The organism is Streptomyces sp. NBC_00846 (assembly GCF_045207325.1).
In the GTDB taxonomy this organism is placed as follows: Bacteria; Actinomycetota; Actinomycetes; order Streptomycetales; family Streptomycetaceae; genus Streptomyces.
Genome location: NZ_CP108846.1, coordinates 4,813,276 through 4,840,136, shown reverse-complemented (window position 1 = coordinate 4,840,136; position 26,861 = coordinate 4,813,276). Strand labels below are relative to the sequence as shown.

Below are 26,861 nucleotides of genomic sequence, written 5' to 3'. Positions count from 1 at the left end.
ACCGTCCGCCTCGTTCACGTCATCCGCCCGCGAGGAAGCCGAAGTCGATGTCGGCTCCGTAGACGAAGCCGACCGTCAGCAGCACCAGCGTTCCGGGGAGCAGGAACGTCGTGACGGCGAAGGTCGCCTTGGGTACGGCCCTGGCCGCCTTGCGGCGTGCGTTCTGGGCATCGGTGCGCCGCATGTCGTTGGCGATCTGGATCAGCGTCTCGACGATCGGCGCACCGAGCTCCTCGCCCTGCTGGAGCGTGGTCACGAACATCGCCACCTGCTCCGAGTCATTGCGCTTGCGCAGTTGCTCGAAGGCCTCGCGGCGGCTGACGCCCATGTCCATCTGGCGCAGGGTGATGCGGAGTTCGTCGGCCCAGGGGCCCTCGTACTTCTCGGCGACGCGTCCCAGTGCCTGGCGGAAGCCGAGGCCCGCCGAGACGACGACGGCGAGGACGTCGAGGAAGTCGGGGAGCGTCCGGTCGATGTGGTCGCGGCGCACACGGACCGCCGACCAGATGCCGACCTCGACCCAGAAGATGCCGAAGGCGATCAGCAGCAGCGCGAAGAAGATCTGGCCGCGCAGGAGCATCGTGAAGGCGCCGAGCGCGCCGAGGCCGCCGTAGACCGCGCGGCGGGCGGCGTAGCGGTCGATCGTGAGACCGCCGGGGTTGCCCGCCAGGTCGATCTGGCGGCGCTTCTTGTTGACGGCCTTGGGACCCATCATCCGCAGGACCGCGGGCGCCCAGCGCATGCCGAGCCGGTCGATGCCGGAGCCGACCGCGCTGGTGCGGGTGGAGCCGACCTCCAGGGCGATCGCGAGGTCGCCGGGGAGCTTCGCGTCGCGCCGGTACATGCGGATGCCGGCGCTGACTCCGTACACCGCGAGACCCATGACGCCGGCGAGCAGCAGGCCCATGTTCGTCCCGCCCATCAGACGTCGATCCTGGACATGCGGCGGATCACGATGAATCCGATCGTGTACAGGGCGATGGAGACGACCACCGCCACCTGGCCGATGAAGGCGCCGGTCATGCGGTCGAGTGCGCCGGGCATGACCGCGTTCATCAGCAGCATCGCGCCCAGGCCGAACATCGGGACGGCGTAGGCGGTGACGGTGACCTGGGAGAGCTGTGTCTTGACTTCTCGCCGGGTCTCCTTGCGCTCCTCCAGCGTCTCCGTGAGGTTGCGCAGCGAGCTGACGACCGTACCGCCGGCCCGGTTGGACAGGACGAGGGTGGTGACGAGGACGACGAGTTCGCGGGAGGGCAGCCGGTCGGTCAGCTCGCTCATCGCGTCCTCCAGGGATTCGCCGACGGCGAGGCGTCGGGAGACCCGGGCCAGTTCGTCGCCCGCCGGGTCCTCCATCTCGTCGGCCGCCATGCTGATGGACGTACGCAGCGCGAGGCCGGCCTGGGTGGCGTTGGCGAGGATACGGGCGAGTTCGGGGAGCTGGTTGATGAAGCGTTCGGTGCGTTTGGTCCGCTGCCAGTTCAGGAAGGCGTTGGCGCCCCAGAGGCCGATGAGTGCGGCGACCGGACCGAAGAAGCTGGCGAGCATGGACGAGGCGATCATCCAGAGGCCTGCCATGGCGGCGAGCGAATAGACGAGGAACTCGCCCGGCGTGATGTCGAGGCCGGTGGCGGCCAGCTTCAGTTCGAGCTTCCGGCCCAGACCGGTCTTGCGCAGCCTGGTATCGAGGCCGCGGAATCGGCGATGGCGCCCGGTCTCCGGGATGTGGCCGGTGTGCGAGAGGCGGTCCACCAGGGCGTCCCGGTCGGCCTTCCCGCCGGAGTAGGCGTGCAGGCCCGCGACGCCCGTGACGCCGAAGAGCAGGGTGACGCCGATCGTGAGAAGAGGGAGATTCGTCATGGCGCGGTCCTAGTTGGCCTCTCGGGTGGCGAGCTGTTCGGCGGAATCGGCGACCCCGAAGGCCTGCGGGACGGGCTGGCTGGCCATGTAGAGACGCTCGGCGATCTTGCGCGGGATCGGGAGGTACCTGAACTCGCCGTTGATCCGCCCCTCGGCGTCCATCGGCTGGGCGTCGAACCGGGCGACGGTCACGATGCGGTAGGGATCGCGGCCGTGCGAGTCGAGGACGGCGATCTCCGTGATCTTGCGGGAGCCGTCGGCGTGCCGGGTGAGCTGGACGATGACGTCGACGGCGCTGTTGATCTGGTCGTGCAGTGCTTCGAACGGGATCTTGATCTCTGACATCGAGGCCAGAGTCTGCAGACGCATGAGCGCGTCCTCGGCGTTGTTCGCGTGGACGGTGGCGAGCGAGCCGTCGTGACCGGTCGACATCGCCTGGAGCATGTCGAGCGATTCACCACCACGGACCTCACCGACGACGATCCGGTCGGGGCGCATACGCAGGGAGTTGCGGACCAGGTCACGGATGGTGATCTGGCCTTTCCCCTCGACGTTCGCCGGACGGGACTCCAACCGGATCACATGGCTCTGCTGGAGCTGGAGCTCGGCGGAGTCCTCGATGGTGACGATGCGCTCGCTGTCGGGGATGAGGCCGGAGAGCGCGTTGAGGAGCGTCGTCTTCCCGGTACCGGTGGCGCCGGAGACGATGACGTTCAGCTTGGCCTGGACGAGGCCGGAGAGCAGGATCAGCATCTGCTCGTCGAGCGAGCCGACGTTGATCATTTCCTGGAGCGTGAAGGCCCTCGGGAACCGTCGGATGGTGAGCGTCGCACCGCTCAGCGACAGCGGCGGGATGATCACGTTGACACGCTCACCACTGGGTAGACGCGCGTCAACCATGGGGTTCGACTCGTCGACGCGGCGGTTGACGGTCGAGACGATGCGCTCGATGGTCTGCATCAGCTGCTCGTGCGAGCTGAAGCGCATCGGGAGCTGTTCGACCTTGCCACTGCGCTCGACGAAGATCTGGTCCGGTCCGTTCACCATGATTTCGGTGATGGACGCGTCTTCGAGGAGCGGTTCCAGAATGCCGAGACCGAGGGCCTCGTCGACGACCCGGCGGATCAGCTGGGTGCGTTCGACGGTCGAGAGGACCGGTCCTTCGCGGCTGATGATGTGGCTGAGTACGCGCTCCAGCCGGGCCCGCCGGTCTGCGGCGGCGAGCGAGGACATCTCCGCCAGGTCGATCTCTTCGAGCAGCTTGGCGCGGTAGGTGGCCACCATGTGGCTGTCTTCCCGCGCCCCGCCGTTCTTCTCGGGGGCGGTCATGCGTGCCCGCAGACTCATTCTGTAACTCCTCGTTCCGACTTGCTGGTTGAGCCGCTGGTGAAGCAGCGGCGCGTGCGCCGCGGGGGTCAGGTGCGGGGCATCGTGGAACTGCGTTCGGCCGGACCCCAGATATGGACGCCCGGGATGATGTCGGGCACGTCGACACTGACGGTGCAGGTGACCTTGTCGAAGGAGGAGGAGGCGTGCAAGAACTCGACCCGGTCGGCGGTCCAGTCGCTCATCGCGTCCTTGGCTGCCTGCTCGTCGCAACCGCCCGTCGACATGCTGGCCATACGGGCTCCCGCCCGGGCCCCGGTCCCCGCCTGGTTGGCGGCGTACGCGGCGAGGCCCGCCTGGATCGCGAGGAGGCCGACCAGGAGCAGCAGGGGGAGGAAGCCCAGATACTCGATGGCGACCTGGCCGCGGTCGCGGCGGGGGGTGGCGGTGGTAGCGGCCGTCCGGCCGGGTGTGTGCGTGCGCTTGCTCATCGCTCAGCCCTCCAGCGGGAACGCCGCGTTGCCGGTGACCGGGAACTTCCAGTTGAGGATGCCGGGTACCAGGACCGGTACCTGGAGCTTGACCTCGGCCGTGTACAGGCCTGACCTGGAACGGCACTTCGCCGACTTCAAGCCGTCCCGCCAGGCCTTCGGCAGGTGCTTCTCGGCCGTTTTCCGGCACTCCGTGAACCGCAGGCCCTGCGAGATGGCCCCCTTGTGCGCCGTCTCGTCCGCCGAGTTCCCCGCCAGGGAGAACGTGTAGCCGATCAGCGCGCACTGCCAGAGCGCGATCATCAGCAGGATGATCAGCGGTGTGACGCCGAGGAACTCGATCGCGGTCTGGCCTCGGTCGCGTCCCCGGCCGAAGAGGCGGACGCGGATTCCATCCCGCGCCGGGGCGGCGTCACCGTAACGCCTTCCCCGTATCTCCGTGTCTTTCGTCTCGGTAAGTGCCATTGGTCAACTTGCCCCCTAGGTCGTCGGCCGGTTCTGGGAGTCGCGGTCGCGTCGGCGCCCGATCGAGCCTCGGTCGTTCTTGAACTTCGCGCCGCCCTTCGCGCCGCCCTTCGCGCCGCTCTTCTCCGCCTTGTCAGGAACCTTCACGATGCCCAGCTCGCCCGCAAGGGCCCAGAGGGCCTGTTTGACGGTGCTCTTGGAGTCGAGTTCGTGCAGCCGGCCCGAGTCGACGACGCTCTGGAGCTCCTTGAAGTTCGCGGGAACGGCCGTGTTCGCCGTCCGGGTTCCGGTGATCTTCTCGATCAGCTGCGGCTGGATCTCGGTGTTGCGGATGAACCGGTTGACCACGGTGACCGTCTCCTCCGCCTTGCGGATCTGGAGCCGCTCCCACATGCGTACGAGGCGCTTGGCGCCGCGCACCGCGATCACGTCGGGGGTGGTGACCAGCAGCGCCGTGTCGGCCATCTCGATGGCCGCGGCGCTGGCGCCCTGGAGCTGGCTGCCGCAGTCGATGACCACGACCTCGTAGCGCGAACGCAGGGCACTGACGATCTGCCGGGCCGAGCGGTCGCTGACTTCCTCGGCGCTCTCGCCCTCGCCGGGGGCCAGGAGCAGCGCGAGGCCGGAGCCGTGGCTGAACACCGCGTCGGACAGGACGCGCGGCGAGATGTCGGTGATGGTCGACAGGTCGACGATGGAGCGCCGGAACTGCACATCGAGGTACGAGCCGATGTCACCGGCCTGGAGGTCCATGTCGACCAGGGCGACGGTGCGTCCGGACGTCTGGGCCGCCAGGGCGAGTTGTACGGCGGTGACGGTGGCGCCGACCCCGCCCTTCGCGCCGCTGACCGTGATGACCGTACCGCCGGGGCCGGTGAAGACATCGGCTCCGGCGCTCAGGTGGCGGCGGACGCCGACGGACCACTGGGCGGCGGACTGGACCCGGCTGGCCAGTTCCTCATAGTTCAGGGGCAAGGTGATGACACCTCGCGCCCCCGACTCCATCGCGGACGAGAACAGGCCCGGTGTGACGTCGGCGGTGATGAGCACGACCCCGATGGCGGGGAAGCGCAGGGAGACCTCCCGGATCAGTTCCAGCGCCGGCACCGGGCCGATCCGCTCGTGGACCAGCACGACCTCGGGCAGATCGTCGAGCGATTCGCCCGCGAGCCGGGCGAGGGTGTCGATGAGCTGGGTCGAGTCACCGACCGGAGTCGCTGGTTCCGCATCGGGAAGCTGGCTGAGCAGGGTGGTGACGGATCTGGCCGCGTCGATGTCACCGACGGCCGGGAGGATCCTGGTGGTCATGCGATCCTCACTTGTCCTTGTCGAGCGTGTAGGTGCGGTCGCCCGGGCGGATGGTGGCGTCGCTTCCGGAGGCCAGGAGCGCGAGGCGTACATGCGCGGCGAAGGACTCGGCGTAGGCGATGCGCTGGGTGTCGAGCGTGTTGAGCGCGAAGGTGATCGGGACGGCCTCGGTGCCCATGTTGGATTTGCCGTCGCGGCTCGGCTCCAGGGCGGTGAGCTTGCCGACGTCCAGCACCTTGGCGTTGGAGACGATGACCTTCGACTGGGAGGGGTCGCCGTCGCGCTCACCGGCGAAGGTGGCGTAGATGTTGACCGTGGCGCCGGGTGTGATCTTGCCCGCGACGCCGGTCGCGGCGTCGATCATGATGGCGATCTCCTGCTCCCCGGGCTGCAGTTCGGGGCGCTTCTGCATCATGTCGGACTGGAGCAGTGAGCCCTTGCGCAGCTGGGTGACGGCGATCTTGCCGTTCACCTCGGAGAGATCGGTCACCGCGTTGGCGGACAGCCAGCGCTTCGGCATCGAGATCTTCTCGAACTGACCGGAGGACAGGGCTGTATAGGGCGCCACGTCGGATTTCAGCTGGTAGGCCGAGACCTCGGGGCCGACCTTGGAGTTGACGTCGCTGATCACCGAGAGCACGCCGGCGAAGGCGCCGAAGGCGCACAGGACCGACAGAAGCAGGAGTATCACGCCGCGGCGCTGGCGGGAGTTCATGGGCCGGACAACCTCGTTCGAATCGGATGCGTGGGGCAGCGGACAGAAGGGCGTCTACGGAGGAAAGCGGAAGCGCTAGAACAGCGGTGGTGCGGGCGCTCCCTGGCTGAGGACACCGGCGGGGTGCATTCGGCTCTCGGCCGCGGGCAGCGGGGAGGAGCAGAACCCGCAGCGGTCACCGATGAGCTCCATTCCGCACCAGTGGCAGTTCTCGCGACGTACGGAGGACACCAATTGGTACAGGACGGAGATGTCTGGAAGATAGGCGGCGAATTCCACCAGTTTTCCGGTTCCCCACCAGGCCGGGGAATCGGACGGAAGCGGTGCCTCGTGAATGGACTGGACCTGCCAGGCGGGTGCGAGAGTCCGCTTCACCCATTCCGATGGGGACTGCCCCTTGGCGGTCATCAGGTCGGTGGCGAACTCCGGGCCGGTCGGCAGGACCGCCTTCGGGCCGACCTTGACGAGCTGCGGGTCCGGTCCCGCGACCACGACGAACTGGGAGCCCGGCACCCAGGACGTGGCGTGCATCCTGAGATCGACCGGGACCCGGTCGAACTTGGTGACCGAGTTCAGCAGGGCGCCCGCGTGGATGTAGTGGGACAGCAGCCGGGCGGCGGAGGCGACCACTCCCGGGCTGAAGTCACAGATGGACAACTGGCGCAACTGCCTGACGAGTACGGCGACACCCAAGGGGGGGAGGTCCACCTTGAGCAGCGCGATGCGGTCGCTCTCGAGGACGGAGCGTACGGCGTACAGGCGGCGCTCGTGGGCGGGCGCGATGCTGGCCGGGTAGACGGCGACGACGTACCCGTGCTGTTCGAGCAGCACGTGCATGTCGCCGATGGCCATCTCCAGCGCCTGGGCGTCGGGAGCCTGCAACAGGGCGGCTGTCGGTGTCTGCTGATCGGTCGGAGGTAGTACTAGATCAGCACTGGTCACTGCTATTGCGGTCGGCACGCTGTTCCCCGTTTCGGCTCCGGCCAAACGCCGGTCATGACGTAGGCCGCAATCGCTCCTGCTCCGCGGTTCTGCCTCAGCACTTTATCCACGTCTTACCTGGCAGAGAACACTTTTCGGAGGCCAGTACGACAACATGTATGAGATGTCCGGGCAACGCCTCCGTGCTAAATCGGACCAAATCCGAAACGGTTAACTCCTGTACCACTGCGGAGTGTTACGAATCCGTCTTTCGTTTTCCTGCGGCCGGAATTCATTTCCGCACGTCAGGCCGGATGCGGAACCGGCGGCCCGGCGGCCGGGCGAGGGCCGGATCGTCACTGTCCGGACATCTGGGTCACGTCACCCGCACGGGGCATGCCCGGTCAACAAAACGTCAATTTCTTTGGGACCCAAGGCCGTTCCGGAACGTGCGCGGGGGCTCTCGGGGACGGTCGGCAGGCGGACGGCAGGCAGGGCGACAGAGAGGGCGGAGAGCGGGCGGAGAGCGGGTCGGCGGACACGGTCCGCGCAGCTCTCGCTGCCAGAGGTCTTGACAACTTGATTGGTCTGGACCAGTTTATCGGCCAGCGGTGACCACCGTCGCCCGGCTCCACTCCCCCTTCATCCCCGCGCCACTCCCAGGACAGCCCGAGGTACCGCCGGTCAACCCCGCCGGCTCGTCCCCGGGCACCCCCGAGCACCCCCGCTCGGGCGCTTCCCCCCAGCACGACCGCCCGGCATCCCAACACCCCTGCCGGGCATCCCCCAACTCCCCCACGGAGGCAGCAAAGTGGAACCTTCCCCCATCAGCGGCCACGGACTCCGCAGGCGCCACACGCGACCGCTCCTCGGTGGCGCCCTGGCCGTCCTCGCGGCCGGCGCGCTGACCGCCACCGGCCTCGTCGGCAACGCCCAGGCCGCCGATGTCAACGTCGCCAAGAACGCGGGCTTCGAGTCGGGGCTCACCAACTGGACCTGTTCCGCCGGCAGCGGCACCACCGTCTCCTCCCCCGTGCACGGGGGCACCGCCGCCCTCAAGGCCACCCCGGCCGGCCAGGACAACGCGCAGTGCACCCAGACCGTGGCCGTGAAGCCCGGCTCGACGTACACGCTCAGCTCCTGGGTGCAGGGCGGGTACGCGTACCTCGGCGCGAGCGGCACCGGAACCACCGACGTGTCGACCTGGTCCCCCGGCTCCACCGGTTGGACCCAGCTGACCACCAGTTTCAAGACCGGTCCGAGCACCACCTCGGTCACGGTGTACACGCACGGCTGGTACGGGCAGGCCGCCTACTACGCGGACGACATCTCGGTCAACGGCCCCGACGGGGGCGGCGGCACCGACCCCACGCCCGAGAGCGAGTACTTCAAGACGGCGCTCGGCATCAAGGACATCCTGACCGTCGTCAACACGCAGTACTACAACAGCGGTTCGATGCTGGGCTGCGACGGCAAGGTCTACTCGCAGGGCTCGGTGGACTTCCTCACCGCGCTCGCCTGCATCCAACTGGAGGGCGGCCTCGACCCGTCGCAGGTCGGCCTCGGCGTCCCCGCCTCCACCAGCGGCGCGGGCAGCGGCTACGTGGCGCCCTCGGTCGTGAACGCGGCCCTGGACTGCCTGGCCTCGGGCACCAACTGCGGCACCTTCAAGCCCTCGAAGGCCTACCCGGGTCTCCGCGGCGCGATGACCTGGTCGACCAACTGGGACGCGAAGTCGGGCAACTCCTGGTCGAACGCGGTGGCCCCGCACGTCCACGGTCTGCCGTAACCCCGTCCGGCACCAGTGGCCAGCAGCGCCGCCGCTCCCCCGGCGGCGCTGCTGCACGTGTGCGTACGTACGAGAGGGGCCGCCAGATCACCAGGCTCAGCACGCCGCCGGGGGAGCGCGGCACGGTGCTCCTGTGGTGCGGGGCGCCGTGCCATGCGCGGTGGTGCGGTGAGGCGGGTGCGGCAAGTGGATCAGCTGGATCAGCCGAGGACCGCGAGCGCGTCGATCTCGATGAGCAGGCCCTTGGGGAGGCCGACGTAGACCGTCGTACGGGCGGCGGGGGCCGCCTTCAGGTCCTGCTCGCCGAAGTAGGTGTTGTAGATCTCGTTCATCTCGGCGAAGTGGTCCACGTCCGTGAGGTAGACGCGCATCATCATCACGTCGTCCCAGCTCGCACCGCCCTCCTCCAGGATCGCCTTGACGTTGGCGAAGGTCTGGAGGGTCTGCTCGCGCAGCGTCGGACCGGCGGGGGTCGGGGCCTGGCCCTCTACTGCGGGAAGGAAGCCGACCTGGCCGGCGACCTGGAGGATGTTCCCCTTCTTCACCCCGTGCGAGAACTTCGCGGGCGGGGTGGTGTGGGTGCTCGGGGTGAGGGCGATCTTCTCGGTCATGGCTGTTCAGGCTTTCTTGGGTGGGTTGGTGCCGGAGTACTCCCGGCTGATGGCGTCGGCGGTGCGGCGCAACAGCGGGAGCAGGGTGAGGAGTTCCTCGGCCGTGACGACGACATTGGGTGCGGAGACCGACATCGCGGCGACGACCCGCCCGTCCGCGCCCCGGATGGGGGCGCCGATGCAGTTGATGGACTCCTCGTGGCCGCCGAGGTCGGTGGCCCAGCCCTGTTCGCGGACGACGGCGAGTTCCTTGAGGAACGCACCGGCGTTCGGAATCGAACGGGGCGTGTACATGGGGTAGTCGAGCTTCTCGGCGATGGCGCGCCGCTCGGGCTCGGTGAGGTCGGCGAGGAGCAGTTTCGCGACGGCGGCGACGGTGATCGCGACGGGCTTCCCGATCCGCGAGTACATCCGGACCGGGTAACGGCTCTCGACCTTGTCGATGTAGAGGACCTCGTGCTCCTCGTACACCGCGAGATGCACGGTGTGGCCGCAGCTCTCGTTGAGTTCGGCGAGATGAGGGTGGGCGATCTCGCGTACGTCGAGGTTCTCCACGGCCTCCTGCGCGAGCGCGAAGAGGCGGGCGCCGAGGCGGTAGCGCTGGTCCTGCTGGCGGTAGACGAGCCCGTGTTCGTGGAGCGTACGGAGCAGGCGCAGCGCGGTGGACTTGTGGACGCCGAGCCGCTCGGCGACCTGCCCGAGGTCGGCGGGCCCCTGGGCGAGCAGGGGCAGGATGCTCAGCGCCCGGTCGACGGTCTGGCTCATGCGCGTGCCTCGCTGCCCTCGGCCCGGTCGTCGCCCGGGACGCCCCTCTTGTCTGCTCGCTCGCTGCGCCCGCTCATGTCGTACGTACCTCCTGGTCGTCCCCCGTCCACCCGGGGCCGAGACGAAGTCTCCCCCAGGCCTCGTCGTCGAGTGCGGCAAGGACGTCGGCGTGCGCGCGGGCCGCGGGGACGGTGAGGTCGCCGGGAACGGTGAGGACGGCGGCGGCCATGAGGTGGCCGTGCCGGACGCGCTCGCGTACGGGGAGGTCGCGGAGGGTGGCGGAGAGGTACCCGGCGGCGAAGGCGTCACCGGCGCCGACGGGGGCGACGACGTCGACGTGGAGGGCGGGGACGGTGGTGACGGTGTCAGCCGCTGCGGCGCCTGAGGAGCGGGGCCCCGAGAACACCGTCGCCCCCTCGGCCCCCCGCTTCACGACCAGCACCCCCGGCTCCGGCAGTACCGCGCGAATCGCGTCCGCCCCGCACACCCCCCATGCCTCCTCCGCCTCGTCCTCGCCGACGAAGACGAGGTCGGAGCGGCGCGCCAGGTCCAGGAGCACCGCGGGAGCCGCGTCGGCGTCGCGCCACAGGCCAGGGCGGTGATTGACGTCGAAGGAGACGAGCGGGCGGCCGGGGCGCGGGGCCGTCAGGTCGCGCAGCAGCGCCAGGCAGTCGGCGGAGAGCGCCGCCGTGATGCCGGACAGGTGCAGGACGCGGCCCGCGAACAGCGCCTCGTACGGGACGTTGTCCGGGGACATCGCGGAGGCCGCGGACCCGGCCCGGTAGTACGCGACCTCGTGCACGTCGGTGGCCCGGTCCGTCGCCGTACGGAAGTAGATCCCGGTGGGCCGCACCGGGTCGCGCCGGACGGCGGAGGTGTCGACCCCGTACCCGGCGATCGTCTCGACGAGGTGGTCCCCGAACCCGTCCGCACCGATCCGGCCGACCCAGGCCGCCCGGTGCCCGGCCGCGGCGAGCGCGCAGGCGACATTGGACTCGGCGCCGCCGATACCGCGGCCGAAGGTGGGTACGTCGGCGAGGCGTCCGGGCTGCGACGGCAGGAACGTCACCATGGACTCGCCGAGGCACACGACATCGGTGGCCGTGTCGGCGTCGGCGGTCCTGGCCGGGGTTCCGGACACTCGGGGCTCCTCGCGGGGGTCGGCGGGTTCGGTGCTGCGGGACAGCGGTTCGGTGGGGCGGCACGGGCTTTGGCACCGACTCGGTGCCGGCTCCGACACCGGCTCCGGCTCCGACATCGGCACCAGCACCAGCACCGGCTCCGATACCGGCACTGGTTCCGCACCCGTTCCGACGCCCGGCAGGCTTCGCCGCGCACGGCACTGGGCATTGACCCGGCGTCGGCTCGGATGTTAGACAGCCTCAAGCGCTATGCGCAATGGGTGTTGCATATGCTGCAACGATACTTCGATCGAGGAGGCCCCCTTGGCCGCCGACCGTCCCGTGGCCGAACTTGCGGCCGGACTTGCCGACGAGCTGGTCGACCACCGCTTCAAGGCGCTCCCGCCCGACGCGGAGGGCCTGACCGTCGGCGCGCTCGCCGCCGAGCGGCGCAATCTCTTCACGGACGGCTTCACCACCCCGGTGCTCGCCCTGTCCGCCGAGTCGGTCGAGCACAATCTCGCCCTTCTGGAGACGTACGCGGAGCGCCACGGGCTCGCCTTCGCGCCGCACGGCAAGACGTCGATGTCCCCGCAGCTCTTCGCCCGCCAGCTGGCGCACGGCGCCTGGGGCATCACCGCGGCCGTGCCGCACCAGGCGCGGGTCTACCGGGCCTACGGGATCCGGCGGATCTTCCTCGCCAACGAGCTCGTCGACGCCGTGGCCCTGCGCTGGCTGGCCGGCGAGCTGGATCGCGACCCGGACTTCCACTTCGTCTGCTACGTCGACTCGGTGCGCGGCGTGGAGCTGATGGACGAGGCGCTGCGGGCGGCGGACGCCTCCCGCCCGGTCGACGTCGTCGTGGAGCTGGGCGCGGGCGAGGGCGCGCGTACCGGTGCCCGTACCGAGGCCGACTGCGCGGCGGTCGCCGACGCGGTGGCCGCGACCGGGACGCTGCGCCTGGTGGGCGTGGCCGGTTACGAGGGCGAGGTGCCGGAGGCGTCCGGCGAGCGGGTACGGGAGTGGCTGCGCCGGCTCGTGGCGCTGGCCGTCGGCTTCGATCGCGCGGGCAGGTTCGACGCGGCGGTGGCGGCCGGCGAGAAGATCGTGATCAGCGCGGGCGGCAGCGCGTGGTTCGACGCGGTGGCGGACGTGTTCGCGGACGTCCCGGACCTCTCCGGTGCGGTGCTCAAGCTGCTGCGCTCGGGGGCGTACGTCTCGCACGACGACGTCCACTACCGCCGCCTCACCCCGTTCAACCGCGTCCCGGAGGAGGGGGCCCTGCAGCCCGCCTTCCGGCTCTGGGCGCAGGTGGTCTCCCGGCCCTCCCCCGAGCAGGCGTTCCTCAACGCGGGCAAGCGGGACGCGGCGTACGACCTCGACCTCCCGCAGGCCCAGGTCGTCCGGTCCGGCCGCGACGGCACGGTCCGGCCCGCGACGGGTGTCACGGTCAGCGGCCTGTCGGACCAGCACACATGGGTGCGTACGGAGCCGGGCGCGGAGCTGGAGGTGGGCGACTGGGTGGGGATGGGCCTGTCTCATCCGTGCACGAGCTTCGACAAGTGGCAGCTGATTCCGCTCGTCACGGCGGACGGCACCGTCACGGACTACATCCGCACGTTCTTCTGATTCCCCTGCCGGCCCATTCCCGGGTCCGGGGGCTCCCACCCCCGGACTCCCCCGCTCCTCAATCGCCGGAGGGGCTTGATTTGGAACCCCCATGGACCTGGTCATCCGCAACGCCGACGTCGTCGACGGCACCGGCGCCCGCGCCCGCCGCGCCGACGTGGCCATCGGCGACGGCCGGATCGTCGAGATCCACCCCGAACACGCGCCGGGGCCGCGCCCCACCGCCCGCCGCGTCCTCGACGCCGACGGGCTCGTCCTCTCCCCCGGCTTCGTCGACATGCACGCGCACAGCGATCTCGCGCTGCTCCGCGACCCCGACCACAGCGCCAAGGCCGCACAGGGCGTGACGCTCGAAGTCCTCGGCCAGGACGGCCTGTCGTACGCCCCGGTCGACGACCGTACGCTCACCGAGGTACGGAAGACGATCACCGGCTGGAACGGCGACGGTTCGGACGTCGACCTCGACTGGCGCACGGTCGGCGAATACCTGGACCGCCTCGACCGCAATTTCGGCGGCCAGGGCATCGCGGTCAACGCCGCCTACCTCGTCCCGCAGGGCACGGTCCGGATGTACGCGATGGGCTGGGAGGACCGCCCGGCCACCGACGCCGAGCTGACCCGGATGAAGGAACTCGTCGCCCAGGGCATGGCGGACGGCGCGGTCGGCATGTCCTCCGGCCTCACGTACACCCCCGGCATGTACGCGGACGACGCCGAACTCACCGAACTGTGCCGGGTGGTGGCCCGGTACGGCGGCTACTACTGCCCACACCACCGCTCCTACGGGGCGGGCGCGCTCGGCGCCTACGAGGAGATGGTGCAGCTCACCAGGAACGCGGGCTGCGCCCTCCATCTCGCCCACGCCACCATGAACTTCGGCGTGAACAAGGGCAGGGCGCCGGAGCTCCTCGCCCTGCTCGACGACGCCCTCGCCGCGGGCGCCGACATCTCCCTGGACACCTACCCGTACACCCCCGGCTGCACGACGCTCGTCGCGATGCTGCCGAGCTGGGCGAGCGAGGGCGGACCCGAGGCGGTCCTCACCCGGCTCGCGGACGACGCGACGGCGGAACGGATCCGGCACCACCTGGAGGTGCTGGGCTCGGACGGCTGCCACGGCGTGCCGATCGAGTGGGACACGATCGAGATCTCGGGCGTGAGCGTGCCCGCCCTCGCCGGGCATGTCGGCCGCACCGTGGCGGAGTCGGCCCGCCTGCGCGGCGAGGCGCCCTGGGTGACGGCCCGCCGGCTGCTCGTCGAGGACCGGCTCGGCTCCACGATCCTCCAGCACGTGGGCCACGAGGAGAACGTCCGGCAGATCATGCGTCACCGGGTGCACACCGGCGGCAGCGACGGCATCCTCCAGGGCGACAAACCGCACCCCCGCGCGTACGGCACGTTTCCGCAGTATCTCGGCCGGTACGTACGGGAGTTGGGCGTCCTGTCACTGGAGGAGTGCGTCGCCCGCCTCACCTCCCGCCCGGCGCGGCGACTGCGCCTGGCCGACCGGGGGTACGTCCGCGAGGGCTACCGCGCGGACCTGGTCCTCTTCGACCCGACGACAGTGGCGGCCGGCTCGACGTTCGAGGAACCGCGCACCCTGCCGGTCGGCATCCCGCACGTCCTGATCGACGGCCGCTTCGTCATCGAGGACGGCAACCGGACACAGGCACTGGCGGGCCGGGCGGTACGGGGAGCGGGCCGCGTCCAGGGTCTGTAAGGGTCCAGGGCCTGTGAGGGTCCAGGGCCTGTGAGGGTCCAGGGCCTGTGAGGGTCCAGGGTCTGTGAGGGTCCATGGCCTTTGAGGTCTCCGTCCCCTCCGCCGCCCGTCGCCGCCGCGACACCCGACGGGCGGCGCGGCGGCGACGGGGCTCACACGTTTACGGCCTGGGCAGGACACACCCGGGCCGGCTGAGGTCGAACTTGTTGCCGGTGCCGATGCACGGCACGATGCCGTAGGTCTCCTGGGCGTAGTTGATGCCCTGGCGCACCGTCACATTGCCGCTCTCGTCGACCTCGCACGGATTGTTGTCCGTGCAGCGCTGACCGTTCTCGTTGCCGGTGTTGTTGACGGCGACGACCTTGCCGGTCGCGTTGTCGATCACCGGGGAGCCGGACGTACCCCCGATGGTCTTGCAGCCGGAGGTGTAGCGGACCGAGTCCTTCCAGGTCCACGCACCCTCCTTGAGGCGGTAGACGAAACCGTCCACGTTGCAGGCGTACGTACGCTTCCAGTAGCCGGAGACGACCGTGATCGCGGTGCCCTGGACGGGGTGCGCGGTGTTGAGTTCCAGGGCCTTGATGCCGTAGCTGCTCTCGATCTGGGCGTAGGTACTGGTGAGTTGGTACACCGAAATGTCGGTGTCGGTCATCGTCCCGTACGCGATCTTGCTGGCCCGCAGCGTGCCGACACCGCTGCCGGCGGCGTTCAGCAGGGTGAAGCTACGGGTGGACGGCTGGTCGAACACCACCTTGCCCGGCGCCGGGAAACCCGACTCCATGCAGTGCCCGTTGGAGAGCACGAGCGCGGGGTCGGAGGGCTGGGAGTCGGGAGTACGGATGACGGAGCCGGAACAGTTGCTGAGCGCCACGGTTCCGGCGAAGTTGACGGCCTTGGGCTTGATCTGTGCCTTGGGCTCGATCTGTTCCTTGACCGTGCCGGCCGCTGCCGCGTCGTGGCCGGCGGCCGCGGTCGCGGGTGCGATTCCCGCTCCGAGGAGCAGAACGGTGAAGAGCGCGCCGACGAGAGGCTTCTTCATGTGGGGGTCCCCTCTGGTTGCCTGTCCGGGGCCCCGGTGGCCCCTGAGACCGAAGAATCTCGGTTTTGACATGCGCATGTTGGCTTACAGGAGGGGGCCCCACAAGGGGTGTTTCAAGCCGCCCGGTATCGGACGGTCCGGTCTCAGGCCGTCCGGTCGGGGTGGAAGTTCAGCGTCAGGGGCAGGGCGGGGTCGAGCGGCCTGCCCGCGGACCGGGACGCGACCTGGCTCAGGGCTTGTACCTGCGGCGACGGGGAAGGAACTGCGTTCATCGGCGCAGGGTGCCGAAGCGCGGTCCGCCGCCGCACTCGGATTGCGATCGGCCGACGGCGGCGACGGCTTTCGTTATCAGCTGCTGCCCGGCTTCGCCTGCGCCCGCGCCTCGAGTACGTCGTAGCCGACGAAGTCGAACATGCGCTTTTCCTCGGCCAGTCGGTGCGGCTCACCGGTGAAGCGGTGCGCGCCGACGCCGTGCCCCGCCTGGCCGGCGCACACGCTGATCACCCGGAGCGGGCCGGGAGGCGCGGCATCGAGGGCTGCCCGGATCCGGGCCGAGACCGCCCGCGGCCGGCGTGACAGCCATGAGTCGGGGACGTCGTACTGGTCGTGCCACGTCTGCCAGTCCATGGTGGGACCGTACGGTCGCGGGGCACCGTCGCCCACCGGATTTCGCCCGGGCGATCAGCGTCGACGATGGCAGAATGCCGCCATGACTGATGCAGTGAAAGGCCCTGCCAGCTACTTCCCGTCGATCGAGAAGAAGTACGGCCGCCCGGTAGCGGAGTGGAAGGACCTCATCCGGTCCTCGCCGCTGACCAGGCACATGGAGATCGTCAACTGGCTCAAGTCCGAGCACGGTCTGGGCCACGGGCACGCCAACGCCCTGGTCGCGCACACGCTCGCCGAGGACAAGGCCAAGTAACGGCCCCGCCCGTCAGGGCAGCGGCCGCTCGGCGTCCACGAGGATGCTGTCGCAGACCTTCTGGGCGCGGACAGCACGGTCGATCTGGCTCTGGCGGTCAGCCCGACGCCGAGGCAATACGTCACGCTCCGAACACTTCCGCTGACGTGGCGCTTCTCACCCGGCCGAGTCCGTCACGTCCCCGTTCCGGCCCATTCCAAGCCCGGCCCCCGCCCAGACCGGCGTTCCCACGGTTCGGGGGTGGTGGGTGCATGGGGATGGAAGCCGGGGCGGGACGTCGGGAGTACCCGGGTGGGGCAATCCGGGAGCAAAGCCCGGGCGACCCGTGAAACACGGTCGTAAGCTCCCAGACATGCAGGTCATCCAGTCCACGAAGCTCGCCAATGTCTGTTACGAAATCCGGGGCCCCGTGCTGGAGGAGGCGATGCGGCTGGAAGCGGCCGGCCATCGCATCCTCAAGCTGAACACCGGCAACCCTGCCGCGTTCGGGTTCGAGTGCCCGCCCGAGATCCTCGAAGACATACTGCGCAACCTCTCCGGGGCGCACGGCTACGGCGACGCGAAGGGGCTGCTGTCGGCGCGGCGGGCGGTGATGCAGCACTACCAGACCAAGGGCATCGATCTCGACGTCGAGGACATCTACCTGGGCAACGGCGTCTCCGAGCTGATCCAGATGTCGATGCAGGCGCTGCTCGACGACGGCGACGAGGTCCTCGTACCGGCGCCGGACTATCCGCTGTGGACCGCCTCGGTGTCGCTGGCCGGCGGTACGGCCGTGCACTACCGGTGCGACGAGCAGGCCGACTGGATGCCGGACCTCGCCGACATCGAGCGGAAGATCACCGACCGCACCAAGGCGATCGTGATCATCAACCCGAACAATCCGACGGGCGCCGTCTACGACGACGAGATGCTGCGCGGGCTGACGGAGATCGCCCGGCGCCACAACCTGGTCGTCTGCTCCGACGAGATCTACGACCGGATCCTGTACGACGGAGCGACCCACACCCCGACCGCGACGATCGCACCCGATCTGATGGTGCTCACCTTCAACGGGCTCTCCAAGAACTACCGGGTGGCCGGATACCGCTCGGGGTGGCTGGCGGTCTGCGGGCCGAAGGCGCACGCCTCCTCGTACATCGAGGGGCTGACGATCCTCGCCAACATGCGGCTCTGCGCCAATATGCCGTCGCAGCACGCCGTGGCCAGCGCGCTCGGCGGGCGGCAGTCGATCAACGACCTGGTGCTGCCGGGCGGGCGGATCCTGGAGCAGCGTGATGTCGCGTACGACCTGCTCACGCAGATTCCGGGCGTGACCTGTGTGAAGCCGAAGGGGGCGCTGTATCTCTTCCCGCGGCTCGACCCCAAGGTCTACAAGATCAAGGATGACCGGCAGATGGTCCTCGACCTGCTGCGGGCCGAGAAGATCATGGTCGTGCACGGTACGGGGTTCAACTGGCCGGAGCCCGATCACTTCCGTGTCGTGACGCTGCCGTCGACCGAGGATCTGACGGACGCGGTGACCCGGATCGCGCACTTCCTGGACGGGTACGGCCAGCCGTAGCGGCCGGCCGCTACGGTCGAGCACCCATCCCGACATCGATTGCGAATAACTTTAGACAGAATCCAAGATAGGATGGTTCCACAGCATCACCAGGAGGCCATCCATGTACGAACCGATCCGCACCAAATCGGTCCACACACCGGCCGACCACGCCGACGACTTCCCGCACCGTTCCCGCGAGGAGGAGCTGGACATCCAGCTCGCCGGACACCTGGCCGCGCTTCTCGCGGTCACCGACGAGCTGGACCTCGGCGTGGCGGGCGACCGTATCGCCGAGCAGGTGGCCAGGCTGCGCGGTGCGCCGCCCGCCCGGCACGCCGGTCGCACCGACACACCCGCGCTCACGCTCCACCGCCGCGCCCACGCCCTCGCGGGCCGCGCGCTGGTGGTCGCCGCGTCCCGCGCCGACACGGCCGTCGCGATTCTCGCGGCCGAGCGCATGGACGCCCACACGGCTGCGATCGCCGCCGCCCCCGCAGCCCCGTCGCGACTGGTCGGCGCCCTCTGACGGCCCCGGTCCACGGGCCGTCGAGGCGCGTGGACCAGGTGCCGCCAAATTGCCGCACACGACCGTCCGCGCGACTCCCGGTCCGGCCGCAGTCACCGGCCTCCGACACGGAAACTCTCCAGCCGGGGCCACTACAGTCGGGCCGGCCCGGTCAGGCGTCCACGAGTACCTTCGAGCCCAGCTTGCTCTGTGCGAATTCGAGGTTGCCGACCACGCGGTCGCGGTGGTCGGGGGGCACCTTGCCGCCCTTGAGGAGGCGTTCACCGCAGCTCTTCGACTCCTCGTACTCTCCAACCCAGTAGGCGGATACGGCGAGTTCGTCGAGTGCGCACCAGTCGTACCATTCGAACTCGACGAACAGGACGTCCTTCGGGTACGGAATCTGCGCCGCTTGCCGCGCGAACATGTGCGCAAGTGGCCAGCGCGGGCCGTTCATGCGGCAATAGCGTGCGAGTTCACCGAGGGCTTCGGCGCGCGAGGGGCGGCTTTCGTGCGCGCGAAGGAAACGGTCGACCACCTCCGTCGGCGGCCGTTCCAGCTCTGCCGCGAGCCGTGCGGCATAGAGATGGGAACAGAAGACCTCCTCGGCGAAGCCGCCCATGCCCGCCCGGCGGTCGTAGGCGGCAAGTGACTTCTCCGGCTCTCCGGCATCGCGCCAGCTCTGGGCGAGGTAGAAGACGTAGCGGGAGTTGTCGGGTTCCTTGATCAGGCCCTGCTGAAGGGTCTCGGCATCGCGCAGGTACTTCTTCCGCTGGCCTTCCCCCCTCAGGCGTGCGCCGCCGCCCACCGAAAGGATGTTGGCGCCTTCAAACGTCCCGAGGCTGTACGACGTTCCGCAGTCGATGTACTCGTGCAGGACGCCGACGTAGCGCCAGGGCAGCCGGGTCGAGACCAGCGCAAGGCGCCAGTGGACAACGGGCGCGTCGTGGAGCGCGACGTGGTAGGCGTCATGAGTCAGCTCAGGCATGCGGAAGCCGGGCTCCACCTCCATCAGGTCGTCGGCGTCGATGAACAGCAGGTAGTCCGCCTTGTCGCGTGCGAGATCGATCGCCTCGCTGCGGCTGCCGTCGTATCCCTTCCAGGGAGATTCGTGCAGGGAGCCGGGCAGGTCACTGAAGACGTCACGGATGACGTCCTGGGTACCGTCGGTCGACCCCGTGTCCAGGATGACCCAGGTGTCGATCAAGGGGCGTACGGATTCGAGGCAGCGCCGGATGACCGGGGCCTCGTCCTTGACGATCATGTTCAGGCAGACTGTTGATTTCACAGGTTTCACCCAACTCTGTGAGGTAAGTGGCTGAAATGGACAGGTACTTGACTGAGCGACACCGGCCATGCAGTCGTGTCGAGTTGTCGCTGGAGCTGCTCGCGGCACCGTTCCCGCGGCGGAGCGGTGCAGGATCGGGCCCTATGGCATGCGCTCCAGAAGCGCGACGGTCAGACCGCTGAGGCGTACCGTCCCCGTGGTGGCGTACTGCGCACGCAGCGCTTCGGCCTGATTCGCGGGGACCGTATTCAGCGGATCCGGATCATTGCCGGGTACCACCACCCAGATTCGGCTCTCGCCCCTCAAGCACGTGGCCGGAACCGGACAATAAACCGGAAACAGTTCGTTGTTCTCGGCCGCCGATTCGGCGACGAAGACTTCCCGCAGCTCCGGACCGGGCCGAAGATAGTAACGAACTCCCTGGTCGAGCATCCATGGAGCACCCTTGACGAAAACCGCCGCATCCCCGGGGCGGTAAAATTTTTCGATGGTCCGCGCAGCTGCCTTGTAGTCCGCGTTGTGCGGGACATCGTGCTCGAATTCCGCTCTCATCCTGCGCTGGTCGGGCAGCACGAGCAGACCGAGCACGGTCAGAGCCACGGCAACCGACAGCCAGGACCGCGTCGCCCGGGCAAGTCCGGCTCCCGCCAGCACCGTCCAGGCCGGCACCGTGAACATGGCGTACTGAAAACGGAAGTAGGAGACATCCCCGTGGGACGCCGCCCACAGTACGAAGGGCGGCAGTACGGCCATGGTGCCGCACAACAGAAGGGCATCGCGGCGCTCCGTGCACGTGCACGCCATTGCGGCCAGCGTGATCACCACTCCGGCACACAGGGCCGAGGCGAACAGCTCGGGCCAGATGTCGGCCAGTCCCCACACGTCCGGCTCGGGAACCCAGAAGAGCTGCCGGGACGCTTGCGACGTGCCCAGCACAACCACCGGGATCACACCGGCTGCACCGGCCAGAGCGGCGAGGCAGAAGCACCAGAGGACCCGTCCCTCCTGGCGGGCGCGGCGGACCACCGCGACACAATGCCCCGCCAGAACGGTCAGCGCGACCAGGTGCAGCAGTCCGATGACCGCCACGCACAGGGCATACCCTGCCCAACGCCACCAGCGCCGAGGCATGTCGAGCGCACGTAGCAGCAGGAACGTCGCCAAGGTCGCGGCCAGTACCACCAGTGCGTAGCTACGGGCCTCCTGAGCGAACCGGCTCACGATGGGAATCAGGGCGAAGAGCATCCCGCCGCACATCCCGGCACGCGGGCCGAAAAGCCTGCGCCCGATCAGTGCCACCAGGGCCGCTGTTGCGCTCATGGCCAGCGCCGAGGGCATACGCATGGCTGTCTCCGAGTCGCCGAAGACGGCCATCCACCCGTGCATCAGTACGTAGTAGGTGGAATGCACCGCGTCGACGTTGTGCAGCATCGCCAGAATCCGGCCCATGCTGCGATGGCCCGCATCCCAGGTGACGAGCTCATCGGTGCCCAGCTCCGGGCCGTTGATCCGGAGCATCGCGATGGCCAGTGTGGCCAGCGTCGGCCACATCCATAGACCGACAGATGCTCCAAAGGGCCGTTGCCGCCTGGTGATTTCCGGCTGAGTCTCTGTGTTCTGAACAGGTCGTGTAAGGGTCGTCACGGAAACAGTCATAAGGCCACCGCATTGCCGCCCGGGACAACCACGGACGGAGAATGCCGTCATTCGCCTGATCGGCCCCCCATGTGTGACGCTCGCAAACCGAGAATCCAGGTCATGCACCGACCGGCGCAGGAACGGAACGCCAATGGATCTCTTATGGGGTGCTTACTCTGGGCCATTGTGTTGATCGTTTCGCGTACCACTCAACCGCAACGACCTCGCTGTCGAAAGATCCCCAAGAAGGCTCGAAGGAGCTTCCGGAAGATTCCAATCGGTTCCCCAAGGAGTAATACAGATGAGTCCTGAAAACGGGACCCCGTCCGGGCTCGGCCCGCTTCCCCGGCGCGGTAAATGGGTCGCCGGCGGTGCGGTGGCATCGCTGGCCGTCGTCATGCTCGGCTTCAGCAGCCCCGCGCTGGCGATCGCCGCGACGTCGCAGACGGCCGGAGTGGCCGCCCCTGAGGGCGCGCAGGGCGGCGACAAGTGCAAGGAGAAGGGCAAGTGGCACCACCGCTACGGCGAAGCCGGTGCCCTGGGCGGCCAGGACAAGTGCAAGGAGAAGGGGAAGCACAAGGGCAAGACCGGAGCCACCGGAGCCACCGGTAACACCGGAGCCACCGGCAACACCGGCGCCACCGGCAACACCGGAACCACCGGAACCACCGGAACCACCGGCGCCACCGGCAACACCGGCGCAACGGGCAACACCGGAACCACCGGCAACACCGGCGCCACCGGCAACACCGGCGCAACGGGCAACACCGGAACCACCGGCAACACCGGAACCACCGGCAACACCGGCGCCACCGGCTACACCGGAGCAACGGGCAACACCGGAGCCACCGGCTACACCGGAGCAACGGGCAACACCGGAGCCACCGGCTACACCGGAGCCACCGGCAACACCGGAGCCACCGGCTACACCGGAGCCACCGGCAACACCGGAGCCACCGGAACCACCGGAACCACCGGAACCACCGGCGCAACGGGCAACACCGGGGCAACGGGCGCCACCGGGGCAACCGGGCCGTGCGTCTCCATCGACTCCTTCCAGACCAACGCCAAGTTCGAGGTCAAGGCCGTACTGAAGGCCGACGGGGCCGCGTTCGGGGCTATTCAGACCTTCAATGCGACACCTCCGTACACGTGGCAGGCCCTCCCCACCACGGGCTACCCGGCCAACCCCTGTGGCATCACGGTCACAGAGCACAACAACATCGTCAGGTTCGAGGTGGTCACCACCGGCGGCAAGGTCTTCGAACTCCAATGCACGGTCACGCAGGGCAATGTTCCGGCGCTCAACTGCACGGGCGCGACATGGGTGGAGGCCGAGGACCAGGTACCCGGCGCGACCCTGGCCGGCATCGACGGTGTGAACGGCAACCCGCCGGACCTGAACCAGTCGTCCGCCAGCGCGAACGCGACGCAGGAACTGCTGAACAGCCTCGGCCTCAACAAGGAGCTGAAGTCCGGCGTCGCCCCGCACGCAGCCGAGAAGGGACTCTCGAAGAGCAAGTAGCGGTCCCGACCTCGTCGGGTTCCCTCTGAAGTGTGCCGTGCCCTGGTTGATCCGGGCACGGCACACGTGCGTGCACGGAGTCCCGCCGGCCTCCGAAGTGCCCGGAACCCGGAAAAGGTCCGGCCCCCGAAGCCGGTGAGGTGGCTTCGGGGGCCGGGACGCGGCGGGTCGGTGATGACCCCACAGGTCAGGGCGGATGTCAGGTTGGCCCGCCGCGCAGTCCTACGGGCGCGGGTCAGCCGAGCCGGGCGACCAGCGCGCGGTACTCGTCCCACAGCTCCTTCGGCGTGTGGTCACCGAAGGTGTTGAGGTGCTCGGGGACCAGCGCCGCCTCCTCGCGCCAGACCTCCTTGTCGACCGTGAGCAGGAAGTCCAGGTCGGCGTCGGAGAGGTCCAGGCCCGTGGTGTCCAGGGCGTCCCTGGCGGGCAGGACGCCGATCGGCGTCTCGACGCCCTCGGCCCTGCCCTCCAGGCGCTCGACGATCCACTTCAGGACGCGGCTGTTCTCGCCGAAGCCCGGCCACACGAACTTGCCCGCGTCGTTCTTGCGGAACCAGTTCACGTAGTAGATCTTCGGGAGCTTCGACTGGTCCTTCTTGTCCGCGCCGACCTTGATCCAGTGGGCCATGTAGTCGCCCATGTTGTAGCCGCAGAACGGCAGCATGGCGAACGGGTCGCGGCGCAGCTCGCCGACCTTGCCCTCGGCGGCGGCGGTCTTCTCGGAGGCGACGTTGGCGCCGAGGAAGACACCGTGCTGCCAGTTGAAGGACTCGGTGACCAGCGGTACGGCCGAGGCCCGGCGGCCACCGAAGAGGATGGCCGAGATCGGCACGCCCTGCGGGTCCTCCCACTCGGGCGCGATGATCGGGCACTGGCCGGCCGGGACGGTGAAGCGGGCGTTCGGGTGGGCGGCCGGCGTCTCGGACGCGGGCGTCCAGTCGTTGCCCTTCCAGTCGGTGAGGTGGGCCGGAGCGGTCTCCGTCATGCCCTCCCACCAGACGTCGCCGTCGTCGGTGAGCGCGACGTTGGTGAAGACGGAGTTGCCCCACATGGTCTTCATGGCGTTGGCGTTGGTGTGCTCGCCGGTGCCGGGCGCGACGCCGAAGAATCCGGCCTCGGGGTTGATCGCGTAGAGGCGGCCGTCCTCACCGAACCGCATCCAGGCGATGTCGTCGCCGATGGTTTCGACGGTCCAGCCGGGAACCGTCGGCTCCAGCATCGCGAGGTTGGTCTTGCCGCAGGCGCTCGGGAACGCGGCGGCGATGTACTTCGGCCCCTCGCCCTCGCCCTGCGGCGGCGTGAGCTTGAGGATCAGCATGTGCTCGGCGAGCCAGCCCTCGTCACGGGCCATGACGGAGGCGATACGCAGCGCGTAGCACTTCTTGCCGAGCAGGGCGTTGCCGCCGTAGCCGGAGCCGTACGACCAGATCTCGCGGTCCTCGGGGAAGTGCGAGATGTACTTGGTGCTGTTGCACGGCCACGGAACGTCTTCCTGGCCCTCTTCCAGGGGTGCGCCCAGCGTGTGGACGGCCTTGACGAAGAAGCCGTCGGTGCCGAGCTCGTCGAGGACGGCCTGTCCCATGCGGGTCATGGTGCGCATCGAGACGGCGACGTACGCGGAGTCGGTGATCTCGACGCCGATCGCGGAGAGCGGGGAGCCGACGGGGCCCATGCAGAAGGGCACGACGTACATGGTGCGACCACGCATGGAGCCGCGGAACACGCCCTTCTCACCGGTGAAGATGGCCCGCATCTCGGCGGGGGCCTTCCAGTGGTTCGTCGGACCGGCGTCCTCCTCCTTCTCGGAGCAGATGAACGTACGGTCCTCGACCCGGGCGACGTCGCTCGGGTCGGACGCGGCGTAGTAGGAGTTCGGGCGCTTGGTCTCGTCCAGTTTCGTGAAGGTGCCCCTGGCCACGAGCTCCCCGCACAGGCGCTCGTACTCGGCCTCCGAACCGTCGCACCAGACCACCCGGTCCGGCTCGGTGATGGCTGCGATCTCGTTCACCCAGGAGATGAGCTCCTGGTGGTTGGTGGGGACAGTGAGGGGAGCCGCGATGTCGCGCGCCACGATCGCTCCTTGATGAGGGTGTCTGTTTGGTTGGCCCCGTGGGGGCTGCGACCCGGATGCTTCGACCCCACTGGCGCTCATCCGGTGCCGACCGCACTCATTTGATCATCCGGCCGATGCGCCCATATGTCCAGGGGGCCGCACACGTGAGCATTGCCACTCCCATCCGTTACCTACGGTTGCGTAGGTACGATGCAGGAATGACTGCTGCCGCCGCGCCCGAGCCGACCGGGCTGGAAACAGCCGGGTCCGACACCCTCCCGGTGAAGCCGCGCCTGCGCGGCTGGCTGCACGCCGGGATGTTTCCCGCCGTGATCGTCGCGGGGATCGTGCTGATCGCGCTGACGGGCAGCGTCCGCGGCCGGATCGCCTGCGGCATCTACGTCCTGACCGCGTGCCTGCTGTTCGGTGTGAGCGCGCTGTACCACCGCGGCACCTGGGGCCCGCGGGGCGAGGCGGTGCTGCGTCGGCTCGACCACGCGAACATCTTCCTGATCATCGCGGGCACCTACACCCCGCTGACCCTGCTCCTGCTCCCCGAGTCGACGGGGACGCCGCTCCTGTGGGCGGTCTGGGGAGCGGCGGCCGCGGGCATCGCCTTCCGCGTCTTCTGGGTCGGCGCCCCGCGCTGGCTCTATACGCCGTGCTACATAGCGATGGGCTGGGCCGCGGTCTTCTTCCTGCCGGACTTCATGCGCACCGGCGGGATCGCGGTGCTGGTGCTCGTCGTCGTCGGCGGGCTGCTGTACAGCGCGGGCGGTGTCATCTACGGCATCAAGCGCCCCAATCCGTCCCCGCGCTGGTTCGGCTTCCACGAGGTCTTCCACTCGCTGACCCTGGCGGCCTTCGCCGTGCACTACGTCGGCATCTCACTGGTGGCCTACAACCACCACTGACCGCCGTCGCGGGAGGGCGCGGACGAGGGTACGGCCATGGCCCGGTCACCCTTCCATGGCCGACAATGACGACCATGGCCGCCACCTCCCGTCCCTCTTCCGTTTCCGCCCCCGGTGCGCAGCCCCGGCCGGGGCTGCGCGAGCGGAAGAAGATCAAGACCAGGATCGCGATCCGCCGGGCGACGTACCGGCTGATCTCCGAGCAGGGGTACGACGCGACGACGATCGAGCAGATCGCGGAGGCGGCCGAGGTGTCGCCGAGCACCGTCTTCAGGTACTTCGCGGCCAAGGAGGACATCGTCCTCACCGACGAGTACGACCCGGTCATGGAGGCCGGGCTGCGCAACCGGCCGGCCGATGAACCGCCGCTGGAGTCGCTGCGGTTCATCGTGACCGAGTCGCTGACGGCGTTCCTCGCGAGCGAGGAGGAGGAACTGCGGCAGCGCACCCGGCTGATGGTGGAGGTTCCCGCCATCCGGGCGCGGATGACGGAGACCATGTCGGACTCGGCGAAGGTGCTGGCCCGGGCACTCGCCGACCGCAGCGGCCGCAGCCCCGACGACCTGGAGGTCAGGGTGTTCATCGCGGCGGTGCTGGGGGCGCTGCGCGAGGTGACGCTGTACTGGGGCGAGCACGGTCAGGAGGGCGATCTGATCGCCTTGATCCACCAGGCGCTGGACAGGCTCGAAGGCGGCCTGACGCTGTGACCG

26 protein-coding genes are annotated in these 26,861 nt (G+C 69.0%); 9 read left to right on the top strand and 17 right to left on the bottom strand.

Translation table 11 applies throughout. The annotated features are described in order from the left end of the window. Positions 1–19 precede the first annotated feature (19 nt). From OG936_RS22450 to OG936_RS22415, 8 genes are all read right to left on the bottom strand, one after another. The gene (locus OG936_RS22450; protein WP_383753304.1) at positions 20–907 is read right to left on the bottom strand and encodes a DUF5936 domain-containing protein; all 888 of its coding nucleotides are present in this window, start codon (positions 905–907) and stop codon (positions 20–22) included. Between the two features lie 14 nt (positions 908–921). Further along, positions 922–1,860, bottom strand: coding sequence for a type II secretion system F family protein (locus OG936_RS22445; protein ID WP_406496962.1), 939 nt, complete (start codon positions 1,858–1,860; stop codon positions 922–924). A 9-nt stretch (positions 1,861–1,869) separates the two neighbouring features. Further along, positions 1,870–3,207 carry a CpaF family protein gene (locus OG936_RS22440; protein WP_384454513.1) on the bottom strand — a complete coding sequence of 446 codons (1,338 nt, stop codon included), beginning with the start codon at positions 3,205–3,207 and terminating at the stop codon, positions 1,870–1,872. 68 nt (positions 3,208–3,275) lie between these two features. Then, positions 3,276–3,677, bottom strand: coding sequence for a TadE/TadG family type IV pilus assembly protein (locus OG936_RS22435; RefSeq protein ID WP_406496960.1), 402 nt, complete (start codon positions 3,675–3,677; stop codon positions 3,276–3,278). 3 nt (positions 3,678–3,680) lie between these two features. Next, positions 3,681–4,142: a TadE family protein gene (locus tag OG936_RS22430; protein ID WP_406496958.1), complete on the bottom strand. Its 462-nt coding sequence runs from the start codon at positions 4,140–4,142 to the stop codon at positions 3,681–3,683. 15 nt (positions 4,143–4,157) lie between these two features. Then, positions 4,158–5,450 (bottom strand): CpaE family protein, encoded by a 1,293-nt coding sequence (locus tag OG936_RS22425; RefSeq protein WP_406496956.1) that lies wholly within the window; start codon positions 5,448–5,450, stop codon positions 4,158–4,160. 7 nt (positions 5,451–5,457) lie between these two features. Continuing rightward, positions 5,458–6,165: a Flp pilus assembly protein CpaB gene (gene cpaB / locus OG936_RS22420; protein ID WP_406496955.1), complete on the bottom strand. Its 708-nt coding sequence runs from the start codon at positions 6,163–6,165 to the stop codon at positions 5,458–5,460. A gap of 75 nt (positions 6,166–6,240) precedes the next feature. After that, positions 6,241–7,107 carry a hypothetical protein gene (locus OG936_RS22415; protein ID WP_406496953.1) on the bottom strand — a complete coding sequence of 289 codons (867 nt, stop codon included), beginning with the start codon at positions 7,105–7,107 and terminating at the stop codon, positions 6,241–6,243. A gap of 805 nt (positions 7,108–7,912) precedes the next feature. On the opposite strand from OG936_RS22415, the gene OG936_RS22410 reads away from it, so the two are divergent. Then, entirely contained in the window at positions 7,913–8,875 is a 963-nt protein-coding gene (locus OG936_RS22410) for a carbohydrate binding domain-containing protein (protein ID WP_406500557.1), read from the top strand. Positions 8,876–9,075: 200 nt separating this feature from the next. Here the strand turns inward: OG936_RS22410 and OG936_RS22405 are convergent, their stop codons facing one another. The 3 genes from OG936_RS22405 to OG936_RS22395 all read right to left on the bottom strand — a co-directional run bounded on the left by OG936_RS22405 (position 9,076) and on the right by OG936_RS22395 (position 11,392). After that, positions 9,076–9,486 (bottom strand): RidA family protein, encoded by a 411-nt coding sequence (locus OG936_RS22405; protein ID WP_266415004.1) that lies wholly within the window; start codon positions 9,484–9,486, stop codon positions 9,076–9,078. 6 nt (positions 9,487–9,492) lie between these two features. Then, a complete protein-coding gene (locus tag OG936_RS22400) occupies positions 9,493–10,251 on the bottom strand; it encodes an IclR family transcriptional regulator (RefSeq protein ID WP_406496951.1) in 759 nt (252 codons plus the stop codon). Positions 10,252–10,324: 73 nt separating this feature from the next. Beyond that, positions 10,325–11,392, bottom strand: a complete 1,068-nt coding sequence (locus OG936_RS22395; RefSeq protein ID WP_406496949.1) for a sugar kinase — start codon at positions 11,390–11,392, stop codon at positions 10,325–10,327. Between the two features lie 250 nt (positions 11,393–11,642). Here OG936_RS22395 and OG936_RS22390 point away from each other — a divergent pair, with 250 nt between their 5' ends. Together OG936_RS22390 and OG936_RS22385 are read left to right on the top strand one after the other, a co-directional pair. After that, entirely contained in the window at positions 11,643–13,001 is a 1,359-nt protein-coding gene (locus OG936_RS22390; protein WP_406496948.1) for an alanine racemase, read from the top strand. Between the two features lie 91 nt (positions 13,002–13,092). Continuing rightward, the gene (locus tag OG936_RS22385) at positions 13,093–14,721 is read left to right on the top strand and encodes an amidohydrolase family protein (RefSeq protein ID WP_406496946.1); all 1,629 of its coding nucleotides are present in this window, start codon (positions 13,093–13,095) and stop codon (positions 14,719–14,721) included. Between the two features lie 160 nt (positions 14,722–14,881). Here the strand turns inward: OG936_RS22385 and OG936_RS22380 are convergent, their stop codons facing one another. The 3 genes from OG936_RS22380 to OG936_RS22370 form a co-directional block, all read right to left on the bottom strand. After that, on the bottom strand, positions 14,882–15,760 hold the full coding sequence (locus tag OG936_RS22380; RefSeq protein WP_406496944.1) for a serine protease: 879 nt from the start codon (positions 15,758–15,760) through the stop codon (positions 14,882–14,884). Positions 15,761–15,903: 143 nt separating this feature from the next. Further along, entirely contained in the window at positions 15,904–16,032 is a 129-nt protein-coding gene (locus OG936_RS22375) for a hypothetical protein (RefSeq protein ID WP_406496942.1), read from the bottom strand. A gap of 76 nt (positions 16,033–16,108) precedes the next feature. Continuing rightward, positions 16,109–16,387: a hypothetical protein gene (locus OG936_RS22370; RefSeq protein WP_406496940.1), complete on the bottom strand. Its 279-nt coding sequence runs from the start codon at positions 16,385–16,387 to the stop codon at positions 16,109–16,111. Between the two features lie 82 nt (positions 16,388–16,469). Here OG936_RS22370 and OG936_RS22365 point away from each other — a divergent pair, with 82 nt between their 5' ends. The 3 genes from OG936_RS22365 (at position 16,470) to OG936_RS22355 (ending at position 18,754) form a co-directional block, all read left to right on the top strand. After that, on the top strand, positions 16,470–16,682 hold the full coding sequence (locus OG936_RS22365) for a DUF4287 domain-containing protein (RefSeq protein WP_406496938.1): 213 nt from the start codon (positions 16,470–16,472) through the stop codon (positions 16,680–16,682). A gap of 352 nt (positions 16,683–17,034) precedes the next feature. After that, complete coding sequence (locus OG936_RS22360) at positions 17,035–18,246, top strand: pyridoxal phosphate-dependent aminotransferase (protein WP_383752713.1); 1,212 nt, start codon at positions 17,035–17,037, stop codon at positions 18,244–18,246. 103 nt (positions 18,247–18,349) lie between these two features. Beyond that, positions 18,350–18,754, top strand: coding sequence for a hypothetical protein (locus OG936_RS22355; protein WP_406496936.1), 405 nt, complete (start codon positions 18,350–18,352; stop codon positions 18,752–18,754). Between the two features lie 151 nt (positions 18,755–18,905). On the opposite strand, the gene OG936_RS22350 is transcribed toward OG936_RS22355, so the two are convergent. Further along, complete coding sequence (locus OG936_RS22350; RefSeq protein WP_406496934.1) at positions 18,906–20,021, bottom strand: glycosyltransferase; 1,116 nt, start codon at positions 20,019–20,021, stop codon at positions 18,906–18,908. A gap of 141 nt (positions 20,022–20,162) precedes the next feature. Beyond that, positions 20,163–21,728 (bottom strand): glycosyltransferase family 39 protein, encoded by a 1,566-nt coding sequence (locus tag OG936_RS22345; protein ID WP_406496932.1) that lies wholly within the window; start codon positions 21,726–21,728, stop codon positions 20,163–20,165. Positions 21,729–21,960: 232 nt separating this feature from the next. Here OG936_RS22345 and OG936_RS22340 point away from each other — a divergent pair, with 232 nt between their 5' ends. Beyond that, on the top strand, positions 21,961–23,184 hold the full coding sequence (locus tag OG936_RS22340; RefSeq protein WP_406496931.1) for a hypothetical protein: 1,224 nt from the start codon (positions 21,961–21,963) through the stop codon (positions 23,182–23,184). A gap of 235 nt (positions 23,185–23,419) precedes the next feature. On the opposite strand, the gene OG936_RS22335 is transcribed toward OG936_RS22340, so the two are convergent. Continuing rightward, complete coding sequence (locus OG936_RS22335; RefSeq protein ID WP_406496929.1) at positions 23,420–25,255, bottom strand: phosphoenolpyruvate carboxykinase (GTP); 1,836 nt, start codon at positions 25,253–25,255, stop codon at positions 23,420–23,422. A 200-nt stretch (positions 25,256–25,455) separates the two neighbouring features. On the opposite strand from OG936_RS22335, the gene OG936_RS22330 reads away from it, so the two are divergent. Together OG936_RS22330 and OG936_RS22325 are read left to right on the top strand one after the other, a co-directional pair. Beyond that, positions 25,456–26,151, top strand: coding sequence for a hemolysin III family protein (locus OG936_RS22330; RefSeq protein ID WP_406496928.1), 696 nt, complete (start codon positions 25,456–25,458; stop codon positions 26,149–26,151). A gap of 74 nt (positions 26,152–26,225) precedes the next feature. Next, the gene (locus OG936_RS22325; RefSeq protein WP_406496926.1) at positions 26,226–26,858 is read left to right on the top strand and encodes a TetR/AcrR family transcriptional regulator; all 633 of its coding nucleotides are present in this window, start codon (positions 26,226–26,228) and stop codon (positions 26,856–26,858) included. The last annotated feature ends 3 nt before the right edge of the window (positions 26,859–26,861 follow it).

Bases quoted from the DNA above. Each gene is read 5' to 3' on its own strand.
- OG936_RS22375 (WP_406496942.1), bottom strand. From the start codon at position 16,032: ATGAACGCAGTTCCTTCCCCGTCGCCGCAGGTACAAGCCCTGAGCCAG.
- OG936_RS22330 (WP_406496928.1), top strand. From the start codon at position 25,456: ATGACTGCTGCCGCCGCGCCCGAGCCGACCGGGCTGGAAACAGCCGGG.
- OG936_RS22365 (WP_406496938.1), top strand. From the start codon at position 16,470: ATGACTGATGCAGTGAAAGGCCCTGCCAGCTACTTCCCGTCGATCGAG.
- OG936_RS22450 (WP_383753304.1), bottom strand. From the start codon at position 907: ATGGGCCTGCTGCTCGCCGGCGTCATGGGTCTCGCGGTGTACGGAGTC.
- OG936_RS22385 (WP_406496946.1), top strand. From the start codon at position 13,093: ATGGACCTGGTCATCCGCAACGCCGACGTCGTCGACGGCACCGGCGCC.
- OG936_RS22405 (WP_266415004.1), bottom strand. From the start codon at position 9,486: ATGACCGAGAAGATCGCCCTCACCCCGAGCACCCACACCACCCCGCCC.
- OG936_RS22355 (WP_406496936.1), top strand. From the start codon at position 18,350: ATGTACGAACCGATCCGCACCAAATCGGTCCACACACCGGCCGACCAC.
- OG936_RS22445 (WP_406496962.1), bottom strand. From the start codon at position 1,860: ATGACGAATCTCCCTCTTCTCACGATCGGCGTCACCCTGCTCTTCGGC.
- OG936_RS22380 (WP_406496944.1), bottom strand. From the start codon at position 15,760: ATGAAGAAGCCTCTCGTCGGCGCGCTCTTCACCGTTCTGCTCCTCGGA.
- cpaB (WP_406496955.1), bottom strand. From the start codon at position 6,165: ATGAACTCCCGCCAGCGCCGCGGCGTGATACTCCTGCTTCTGTCGGTC.
- OG936_RS22325 (WP_406496926.1), top strand. From the start codon at position 26,226: ATGGCCGCCACCTCCCGTCCCTCTTCCGTTTCCGCCCCCGGTGCGCAG.
- OG936_RS22400 (WP_406496951.1), bottom strand. From the start codon at position 10,251: ATGAGCCAGACCGTCGACCGGGCGCTGAGCATCCTGCCCCTGCTCGCC.
- OG936_RS22440 (WP_384454513.1), bottom strand. From the start codon at position 3,207: ATGAGTCTGCGGGCACGCATGACCGCCCCCGAGAAGAACGGCGGGGCG.
- OG936_RS22390 (WP_406496948.1), top strand. From the start codon at position 11,643: ATGCGCAATGGGTGTTGCATATGCTGCAACGATACTTCGATCGAGGAG.
- OG936_RS22430 (WP_406496958.1), bottom strand. From the start codon at position 4,142: ATGGCACTTACCGAGACGAAAGACACGGAGATACGGGGAAGGCGTTAC.
- OG936_RS22425 (WP_406496956.1), bottom strand. From the start codon at position 5,450: ATGACCACCAGGATCCTCCCGGCCGTCGGTGACATCGACGCGGCCAGA.
- OG936_RS22345 (WP_406496932.1), bottom strand. From the start codon at position 21,728: ATGACGGCATTCTCCGTCCGTGGTTGTCCCGGGCGGCAATGCGGTGGC.
- OG936_RS22370 (WP_406496940.1), bottom strand. From the start codon at position 16,387: ATGGACTGGCAGACGTGGCACGACCAGTACGACGTCCCCGACTCATGG.
- OG936_RS22435 (WP_406496960.1), bottom strand. From the start codon at position 3,677: ATGAGCAAGCGCACGCACACACCCGGCCGGACGGCCGCTACCACCGCC.
- OG936_RS22340 (WP_406496931.1), top strand. From the start codon at position 21,961: ATGAGTCCTGAAAACGGGACCCCGTCCGGGCTCGGCCCGCTTCCCCGG.
- OG936_RS22360 (WP_383752713.1), top strand. From the start codon at position 17,035: ATGCAGGTCATCCAGTCCACGAAGCTCGCCAATGTCTGTTACGAAATC.